9 protein-coding genes are annotated in these 8,296 nt (G+C 39.1%); 7 read left to right on the top strand and 2 right to left on the bottom strand.

The window, feature by feature from the left end:
• Positions 1-205 precede the first annotated feature (205 nt).
• The 4 genes from Q0X89_RS03705 (at position 206) to Q0X89_RS03690 (ending at position 3,499) form a co-directional block, all read left to right on the top strand.
• Positions 206-1,252 carry a serine hydrolase gene (locus Q0X89_RS03705; protein ID WP_297691263.1) on the top strand — a complete coding sequence of 349 codons (1,047 nt, stop codon included), beginning with the start codon at positions 206-208 and terminating at the stop codon, positions 1,250-1,252.
• 116 nt (positions 1,253-1,368) lie between these two features.
• Positions 1,369-1,794 carry an ester cyclase gene (locus Q0X89_RS03700; protein WP_297691261.1) on the top strand — a complete coding sequence of 142 codons (426 nt, stop codon included), beginning with the start codon at positions 1,369-1,371 and terminating at the stop codon, positions 1,792-1,794.
• Between the two features lie 54 nt (positions 1,795-1,848).
• Positions 1,849-2,385 (top strand): amidohydrolase family protein, encoded by a 537-nt coding sequence (locus tag Q0X89_RS03695; RefSeq protein ID WP_297691259.1) that lies wholly within the window; start codon positions 1,849-1,851, stop codon positions 2,383-2,385.
• Positions 2,369-3,499, top strand: a complete 1,131-nt coding sequence (locus tag Q0X89_RS03690) for an amidohydrolase (protein ID WP_297691258.1) — start codon at positions 2,369-2,371, stop codon at positions 3,497-3,499. Before Q0X89_RS03695 ends, Q0X89_RS03690 begins: the two co-directional genes overlap by 17 nt.
• Before the next feature lie 498 nt (positions 3,500-3,997).
• Here Q0X89_RS03690 and Q0X89_RS03685 read toward each other — a convergent pair whose 3' ends face one another.
• Positions 3,998-4,549 (bottom strand): AAA family ATPase, encoded by a 552-nt coding sequence (locus Q0X89_RS03685; protein WP_297691257.1) that lies wholly within the window; start codon positions 4,547-4,549, stop codon positions 3,998-4,000.
• 629 nt (positions 4,550-5,178) lie between these two features.
• On the opposite strand from Q0X89_RS03685, the gene hemG reads away from it, so the two are divergent.
• Positions 5,179-5,706, top strand: a complete 528-nt coding sequence (gene hemG / locus Q0X89_RS03680) for a menaquinone-dependent protoporphyrinogen IX dehydrogenase (protein WP_297691256.1) — start codon at positions 5,179-5,181, stop codon at positions 5,704-5,706.
• A gap of 357 nt (positions 5,707-6,063) precedes the next feature.
• Positions 6,064-6,306 carry a hypothetical protein gene (locus tag Q0X89_RS03675; RefSeq protein WP_297691255.1) on the top strand — a complete coding sequence of 81 codons (243 nt, stop codon included), beginning with the start codon at positions 6,064-6,066 and terminating at the stop codon, positions 6,304-6,306.
• A 155-nt stretch (positions 6,307-6,461) separates the two neighbouring features.
• Here the strand turns inward: Q0X89_RS03675 and Q0X89_RS03670 are convergent, their stop codons facing one another.
• Positions 6,462-7,241 (bottom strand): SDR family NAD(P)-dependent oxidoreductase, encoded by a 780-nt coding sequence (locus Q0X89_RS03670; protein WP_297691254.1) that lies wholly within the window; start codon positions 7,239-7,241, stop codon positions 6,462-6,464.
• A 125-nt stretch (positions 7,242-7,366) separates the two neighbouring features.
• Between Q0X89_RS03670 and Q0X89_RS03665 the strand changes: the two genes are divergently transcribed.
• Positions 7,367-8,296: DUF5009 domain-containing protein (locus Q0X89_RS03665; RefSeq protein ID WP_297691253.1), on the top strand; the 930-nt coding region annotated here is incomplete at its 3' end.

Raw genomic sequence — 8,296 nt, 5'->3', positions numbered from 1 at the left:
TAAAATGAATGTCGGCAAGTTTAGGTAACAGGCCTCACCATTTCTACCAAAACGAATCAACCGTATTGAATACGAAGGCATGATTTAAGTATCTTGATAAAAAGTCGCGAAAGGTATTCTTATGCGAAATATTATTGCCATAAAGAGGTATATTAGTATGTATATAAAGAGTTACCACTAATACAAAACAAACATACTAGCCAATATGGCGAATAAGGAAGAATCTTTACAGAAAGTCTTAGATAAAAGAGTGGACGGTAGAAAGGTATTCGGAACATCATTTGCCGTCAAAAAGGATGGTTTTGTTTGGTATGGCAATTCTGGGAACTTTTCTCCAAACCAATCCTACTTTATTGCGAGCACAACCAAATTATTTACAACGGCAATCATCTTGAAACTGAAAGCAGATGATAAATTAAACCTTGATGACAAAATTAGCAAATATATAGATGATTCAATTTTAACAGGTTTGCATGTTTACAAAGGGAAAGAGTATTCAGAAAGGATAACAATTAAACACTTACTCGCACACACATCAGGACTTCCTGATTACTTTCAGGGTAAAGGAGCAAACGGAAAAAGTCTAGAAGACGAATTAGTAAATGGAAATGACCAATCTTGGAATTTTGAACAAGCCATTGAACGAGCAAAAAAAATACCCTCTCACTTTGCTCCAGGGACTAAGAATAAAGCACTTTATTCCGATACAAATTTTCAGCTATTGAGTAGAATCATTGCAACCATAACCGACAAGTCTTATTCCCAAAACTGTAATGATTTAATCATCAATCCACTTGAACTGACAAGATCCTATCTATACCAAGACTCAGCAGACACTACACCAAAGACTCTTTATTATAAAAGTAACGAACTCCATATACCAAAAGCAATGACCTCTTTTGGACCAGACGGTGGGTTAGTTTCAACATCAGAAGATATGCTTGTCTTTATTGAAGCATTTTTTACCGGAAAAATGTTTCCATCATCCTACATTGATGAGTTACAAGAATGGAACAAAATATTTTTCCCTATGCGTTCAGGAATTGGCATTCACTTATTAAAACTTCCTTGGATTTTTAATCCGACAGGTGCAGTTCCTTACTTCATAGGACACTCAGGGCTTTCAGGAGCTCTAGCATATTACAGCCCAAAAGAGAATATTTTTGTAGTCGGAACTGTAAATCAGATAGCATACCCCGACATTTCCTTTAAGACAATGATTAAACTAAGCCAAGTACTAAAGAAAAATTGAAACCGCAGGTGGTAACAATGTATATGTGATAATGCTCCCTAAGCGGTCGCACTGCACATATACCAACCGTTGGCAATAATTAAAAAGTAGGTGAAATTGAAAATAAAAAAACAAAAATGAAAGGATTCGCACTACCATTGATTATACTATTATTTTTATCAAGCTGTCAAAACAATGCATCCAAAGTTTTGGACATACAGACAAATAAGGATATTGTCATTAACTTTTTTGCATCCGATTATTTTGAGCACAGAGTTGATGGAGCAAGAACAAATGAAGATTGCGTAAATATTATAAAGGGAGCTGAAAAGATTTTCCCTGACCTAACCGTTAAAATTGAGGATATAATAGCCGAAAATGACCTGATTGCTGTAAGGCTAACATTCAATGCCACGCACAAAGATGTTTTTTTGGGTATAGAAGCAACCAATAAAAATATTACATGGGAAGCTATGGAGTTTTTCCGTCTTAAAGATGGAAAAATTACTGAGACCTGGGGAAATTGGCCTTTGCATGATATGGTTGATTTACTTTCTAATTAAGGCGCAAATTTAAGTAAGAAAGCAGTAAATTTAGGTTTCTAAAAACCAACACCTATGAGATTTCAAAATGCTGCTTTCCTTAGCTTTACATTACTCACCCTGATTTTTACTTCCTGCAACAGCCCAAAAAAAGAAGCCGCTACCCTGCTCATTTACGGGGGTCCAATCTATACCGTTGACACTTTACAGGCAACCGTAGAAGCAGTAGCTACAAAAGACAATAAGATCCTTTTTGCAGGCAGCCTTGAAGATGCCCAGCACTACAAAAACGACCAGACACAAGTAATAGATTTAAAAGGCAAAACCATGACCCCCGGCTTAATAGAAGGTCACGGCCATTTTATGGGATTGGGATATAACGAATTAAACCTGGACCTCATCAATACCACGAGCTATCAGGAGATACTAGATGCTGTAGCTTCTGCAGTTGAAAAAGCCGAACCCGGGGAATGGATTACCGGAAGAGGGTGGCATCAAAGCAAGTGGACAGATATGCCTTCCGATACCGTAAATGGCTTTCAAACGCATTACAGGCTTAGTGAGGTTTCCCCTGAGAATCCCGTATACCTGAGCCATGCCAGACAAATTTGATGTAAAGAGCGGCGAAGTGATGCGGGATGACTTTGGCCGGCCTACGGGGATTTTTAATGAACGTGCCCAGGGTTTGATCACCAAACATATTCCCGAAAATACCCCTGAAAAAGATGTCAAGGCTTTTGAATTGGCGGTAGCCGCCTGTCATAGAAATGGCATTACCGGCTTTCACGATGCGGGTATTGGAAGGAAGAATATTGCCCTTTATGAAGAAATGAAGGCAGCGGATAAAATGAAGATCCGTATATACGCCATGCTTACCGGTTTTGATAAAACACTGCTTAATGAATGGTATGAAAAAGGGCCTATGGTAGACCCCGAACATTTGGTAACTATACGATCCGTAAAATTGAACTGTGATGGGGCTTTAGGCTCACGCGGTGCCTGGTTGTTAGAATCCTATTCAGACAGACCCGGGCATTTTGGTCACGAAACCCTGCCCATGGATTTTGTTGAAGAAACCGCTTTAAACGGATTACAACATGGTTTTCAGGTTTGCTCACATGCCATAGGGGACAGGGCCAATAAGGAAATACTGGACCGCTATGAAATTGCTTTTGATGAACTGGCGGATATGGCAAGCGATCACCGATTTAGAATTGAGCATGCACAGCATTTACATCCGGATGATATTCCACGCTTTGCCGGCTTAGGGGTGATTCCTGCCATGCAGGCCGTACACCTGTCTTCAGACAGGCCCTGGGCCATAGACCGTTTGGGTGAGCAACGAATTAAAGAAGGCGCTTATATGTGGCAGGCTTTATTGCAAAGTGGGATCCCCATTGTAAATGGTACCGATGTACCTGTAGAACCTCTGAACCCTATAGCCAGTTTGTACGCCAGTATTAGCAGAAAAACCCTGAAAGGCACGCCGGAAGGCGGTTATGAACCGGAGCAGAAAATGACCAGGGAACAGGCCCTTAGGTCATATACCCTGGATGCTGCATACGGCGCCTTTGAAGAAGATATTAAAGGTTCTATTACAGTGGGCAAACTAGCCGATTTTACCATTTATAGCCAGGATCTGATGACGGTAGCGGAAGAGGAATTCTTAAACACGGAGATAGCCATGACCATTTTTGATGGAAAAGTGGTTTATACGAAAGAATAAGGTTTGGTAATCCTCTTTATTGAAGCAGTATAAAAGTTTAATTGCACTGTTCGTTCTTATACAAGATCAATTTTAGATGAACCGGCATTTAAAAAACTTTGATTTTCGTACATTTTATACACTATAGAAAACAGGATATACAATTGTATGCTTTAAATCTAAGTTCAGCGTTTAAATTAACCGTATAATAAAAATGACTCCCCTGCTATAAGAACTGACTTTCAATCAAAAAAACACCTGACTTATGAATCCAATTATATCCTTTATCGCTATTACGGCCATAATTTTTGCCCTAAGCGTTATTGTTCTTATTCTTACGGGGCTACGTAAAAACAGACCTGGTGAGTAATAGCCCGATTATTTTTTTGAAATTTAACGGTCTCGTATAACCGTCAGTTGCGGTTTTGAAGTTAGTAAATTATCAACCTGTAGGATCTCATTTATAAAGAACCAATTGTTCGCCGTTCCGAGCGAAGCGAACAGCGCAGCAAATTGCGGTTATACATTGTTGTAACACGTTTTTATTTCGTTCAGTATCGTTTTTACTTTTTCATTGAGTTCCATTTTTCCATCAATCGTCAAAGTTTTACATTTCAATAGCTCAATCCAATTTTTATGTATTTTTAATGACCTACCGTTAAAATTCGGGTTTTCGTATTGGTCTGTCCATTCTAAAAATGCTTTTGAATTCCGCTGTATGTTTTTATCCGTAATCAGCTTTTCCCCGTAACGCTCCATTTCACGTTTTTTTAATCGTTCCATTCGTTCGGTCTTTTCCAATCGGATAAAAATGGCTAAATCAAAAGATGTTTCCCATTCCTTTCCCCAACTTACCATTGAACCACTTATTACAACGTTTTCAACATTTATGAAGTCAGCTTTCAGATTTTCATTCCGTTCTGCCAAGGGTATTTTTACTTGGAAAGGTGGATTGGTCTTCTTCCAGTAATATTCGTCAACATCCAAGTGCTTAAAATCAGTCCTTTTTTCAATTTCGTTTCCTAAAGTCGTGGTTCCTGAACCAGATGCTCCAAAAAGTAATATTTTCATATAAAAAGACTATTTTTCTAAGTTTGGTCGAATGTGTTACAACTGGTTATATCCGTACTAAAAGGATTCATTAACATTTCGCACCCCTGCTGGCGCAAGTATCAGATTTTTTATAAATTCCAAATAACAAGTACCGGATGGCAAGCACCAAATTACAAATACCAAATGACAAGCACCAATATTGTTATTGAAGTTCGAGGTTCGAGGTTTGAGTCCCGGATGGCAAGCACCAAATTACAAATACCAAATGACAAGCACCAATATTGTTATTGAAGTTCGAGGTTCGAGGTTTGAGTCCCGATAGCTCCTTCTCCATAGTATTACGAAGGAGAAGCTATCGGGATGGGATTTGAATTTTCTACACCTGTGTTACCTAGTGTGATAAAATCTACCAAAACGGTTTTTAAGCATTCAAAAGTGTTTTGAATGTTTATTGGTTTAGGTAACAGATCTCACGATTTCTACCAAAACAGTCTATACAAACAGGTATGGAACATGCAGAAACTTTGTTAAAACCAAAGATTTGTTATTTTAGTCCTTAAAGGCGAAAGTCATAAATAACGATTGCCATTTGTTGTATTTACCAAAAGCTAAATATGGAACTTTAATAATAACTATTTGATTACTGGATGAAAGCTAAAACTGGAATAATATATTCTTCGGTAGATGGACAAACTCTAAAAATTTGTAATAAACTTAGAGAGGGAATACAGCAAAACAACCAAAAAGTTGAACTATTCTCTATTACTGATTTTAATGAAGATGTAACCAATTATAATAAGCTTATTATAGGCGCAAGCATTAGATATGGAGTTCATAATAAAGAAATAATTGATTTTATAAATACCAATAAAAAGCAACTTGATTCTATAAAAACAGCTTTCTTTTCTGTAAATCTGGTTGCAAGAAAACCCGAAAAGAACACACCTGATACAAACCCGTATGTGATAAAATTTTTTAAATCCATTGATTGGACACCTACTGTTGTTGGGGTATTTGCAGGAAAACTAGACTATAAAAAATACCCTTTTTTTGATAGAATCATGATTCAGTTTATTATGTGGATGACCAAAGGACCAACTAACACCAATACAAAAATTGAATATACTAATTGGGACAAAGTAGCAGCGTTTGGGATACAACTTAAGAATTTGTGAAGCTATTATTTGAAAGATACTACCTCCCGCTAGCATTAGCATCTTGCTCCCACCCTAGCGCGGACATCATCCCTGTCTGCCGACAAGGCAGGCTCGTGTTTCACATTCTTTAAGCCAAACCTTGCCCTTCGAAATGAAATGGAGGAGGGCCTTGTCGTCCACAATAAAATAATGGCAGCATGACTTTAAAGCTGAACAGTAGGTTACTGTTTTTTCCTAAGTTATAATTAGATAAATACATCCCTTAAATCCTATATCTGCCCCTGAATAAATACCCATGAAATGGTAATAGATGTCAGGTAATTTTATTAAGGAATATCTTACTTTCGTTCCTTAACTATCTAAAAACGGATAAATATGAAAGTAACAGTAATATTATCCTTCCTTATGCTCATTGTAAGCTGTAGGGAGGAAATTAAGACAACAGAGATATCTATAGATAGAAGAGATATATTAGAGATTAGGATAGCTGACCTGGAAAGAGAGAAAGCCCGTTTACTTAAATCTTCCAATGAGGATAATCCTATCATCATTAACCTGAATGCTCATATAGATAGCCTTAAAGTTCTCCTCGCAGTTAAGGAACTCAGAATAAAATGACAATGTTGCTTTACGAAACCTCACGAAGTGGCTAAAGAGGTCTAAATAGTCATTGCGTAAAGGCTTAAACAGCCTCTTGCATGAGCCCCCGCTAGCGCGAGCACCAAATCGCAAATTTCAACGTTTCGTTGCCTCTGGTCCGGGAGCAAAGCAAACTACCTGGTAGTCCACCCCCCGTCAATAAGCATTATTTCCCCGGTTATCAGAGAGGCGGCATCCGAGGCCAAAAAAACCACAGCGCCTGCGACCTCCATAGGTTTGCCAATGCGGCCAAGTGGGATCCTGTCCAATACACTTTGTCTAAAGTCCTTATCCTTTAACCAGGGTTCGGTACCGGGCGTTTCTATAAAAGTGGGCGCCACAGCATTGACGTTTATATTATACTTAGCCCATTCCGAAGCAAGGTTTTTGGTAAGGTGGTTGACCCCTGCTTTGGTCATACAGTAAACGGACTCATCGTCCAGGGCAATAAAACCAGCCTGTGAACTCATATTTATAATACGGCCAGATCCCTGTTCAATCATTTGCTTGCCCACAGCCTGTGCCGTAAAAAAGGTTCCTTTTAAATTCAGATTGATAGTATTATCAAAATCCTCCTCGGTCACCTTTTCAGCAGGATTGGCCGGGGCAATACCAACATTATTCACAAGGATATCTATCTTACCAAACGTATTAACCGCCCGGCTAACCGCATCATTAATTTGCTGAAGAGAGGAAACATCCATTTGCAAACGGATCACTTTTCTGCCCAAGGCCTTAATTTCCTGCTCCAGGTCAGCGGCGGAAGTTACATCCCTCAGGCCTAAAGCAATGTCTGCCCCTTCATGTGCCAGGGCAAGTGCGCATGCCCTTCCAAGACCGCGGGCTGCCCCTGTAATAATAGCAACCTTGCCCGTAAGCTTAAAATTTGGGTATTCCTGTTCAGATTTTTTCATAGTTAAATTCTTACCTTAAGTACCGATCCTTTAAAATTAATCCTTTTTTTGGAACCTATGCAGCCTGTTTTGTTAGTTGATTTAGATACAGCCAGCCCTGCATATGTTTTGTACATTTAACTAATATGACCAAACAACCGGGACAAATTAACAAAAGACTGCTTTCACTTGATTTTTACAGGGGGTTAACCATGTTTTTGCTCATTGCCGAGTTCTCACATCTGTTTGCAACTATGGTAGCCCCGGAACTTGAAGGAACCATCTTGTATGCCATTGGCAAACAGTTTCACCATGTAAAATGGGAAGGATTGCGTTTTTGGGATTTGATTCAACCGTTTTTTATGTTCATTGTAGGCGTAGCCATGCCCTTATCCTTTAACAAGAGAATTGCAAGGGGTGATTCTTACAAGCAGGTATTTAAGCACGCCCTGAAAAGAGCATTTATGCTATTGGTCCTGGGCTGGGCACTGTATTGCATCGATGACGGAAGAATTGTATTTAGATTTCAAAATGTGCTTGCACAGCTGTCCGTAACGTATATTATAGCCTTTCTGATCATGAAAAAACCAACTGTGTTTCAGCTGGGTTTATCGGTATTGCTGATTCTTAGTACCGAAGGGCTTTACAGGTTTTTCCCCCTGGAAGGATTTAATCAGGCCTTTGTTCCCGGAGAAAACTTTGGAGCCTGGTTCAATATTCTTGTTGCAGGACAGGAAGATGGGGGTCATTGGGCAATGTTCAATGCCATTCCTACTACAGCACATACTATTTGGGGCGTATTGGCGGGCAGGTTGTTAATCAGTGACCAATCTAACAAAAAAAAGATGCAAACCCTGCTTGTTGCAGGCATCATAGGGCTCGTCATAGGATACGGACTTAGCCCGGTTACGCCAATCATTAAGCGTATTTCTACCAGCACTTTTGTATTCGCCAGTGGAGGATGGTCTGTATTGGCTCTAGCGTTGTGTTATTGGCTGATAGATATTAAGAAATACCAAAAAGGAGTTCTTTTTTTCGCCATTGTGGGGATGAACCCATTATTTATCTATCTCTTT

Source organism: uncultured Eudoraea sp. (assembly GCF_947258525.1).
GTDB lineage: Bacteria > Bacteroidota > Bacteroidia > Flavobacteriales > Flavobacteriaceae > Eudoraea.
This window is presented reverse-complemented; position numbering and strand designations above follow the sequence as displayed.

Coding starts and splice junctions, on each gene's coding strand:
- Q0X89_RS03705 (WP_297691263.1), top strand. CDS start 206: ATGGCGAATAAGGAAGAATCTTTACAGAAAGTCTTAGATAAAAGAGTG.
- Q0X89_RS03700 (WP_297691261.1), top strand. CDS start 1,369: ATGAAAGGATTCGCACTACCATTGATTATACTATTATTTTTATCAAGC.
- Q0X89_RS03695 (WP_297691259.1), top strand. CDS start 1,849: ATGAGATTTCAAAATGCTGCTTTCCTTAGCTTTACATTACTCACCCTG.
- Q0X89_RS03690 (WP_297691258.1), top strand. CDS start 2,369: ATGCCAGACAAATTTGATGTAAAGAGCGGCGAAGTGATGCGGGATGAC.
- Q0X89_RS03685 (WP_297691257.1), bottom strand. CDS start 4,549: ATGAAAATATTACTTTTTGGAGCATCTGGTTCAGGAACCACGACTTTA.
- hemG (WP_297691256.1), top strand. CDS start 5,179: ATGAAAGCTAAAACTGGAATAATATATTCTTCGGTAGATGGACAAACT.
- Q0X89_RS03675 (WP_297691255.1), top strand. CDS start 6,064: ATGAAAGTAACAGTAATATTATCCTTCCTTATGCTCATTGTAAGCTGT.
- Q0X89_RS03670 (WP_297691254.1), bottom strand. CDS start 7,241: ATGAAAAAATCTGAACAGGAATACCCAAATTTTAAGCTTACGGGCAAG.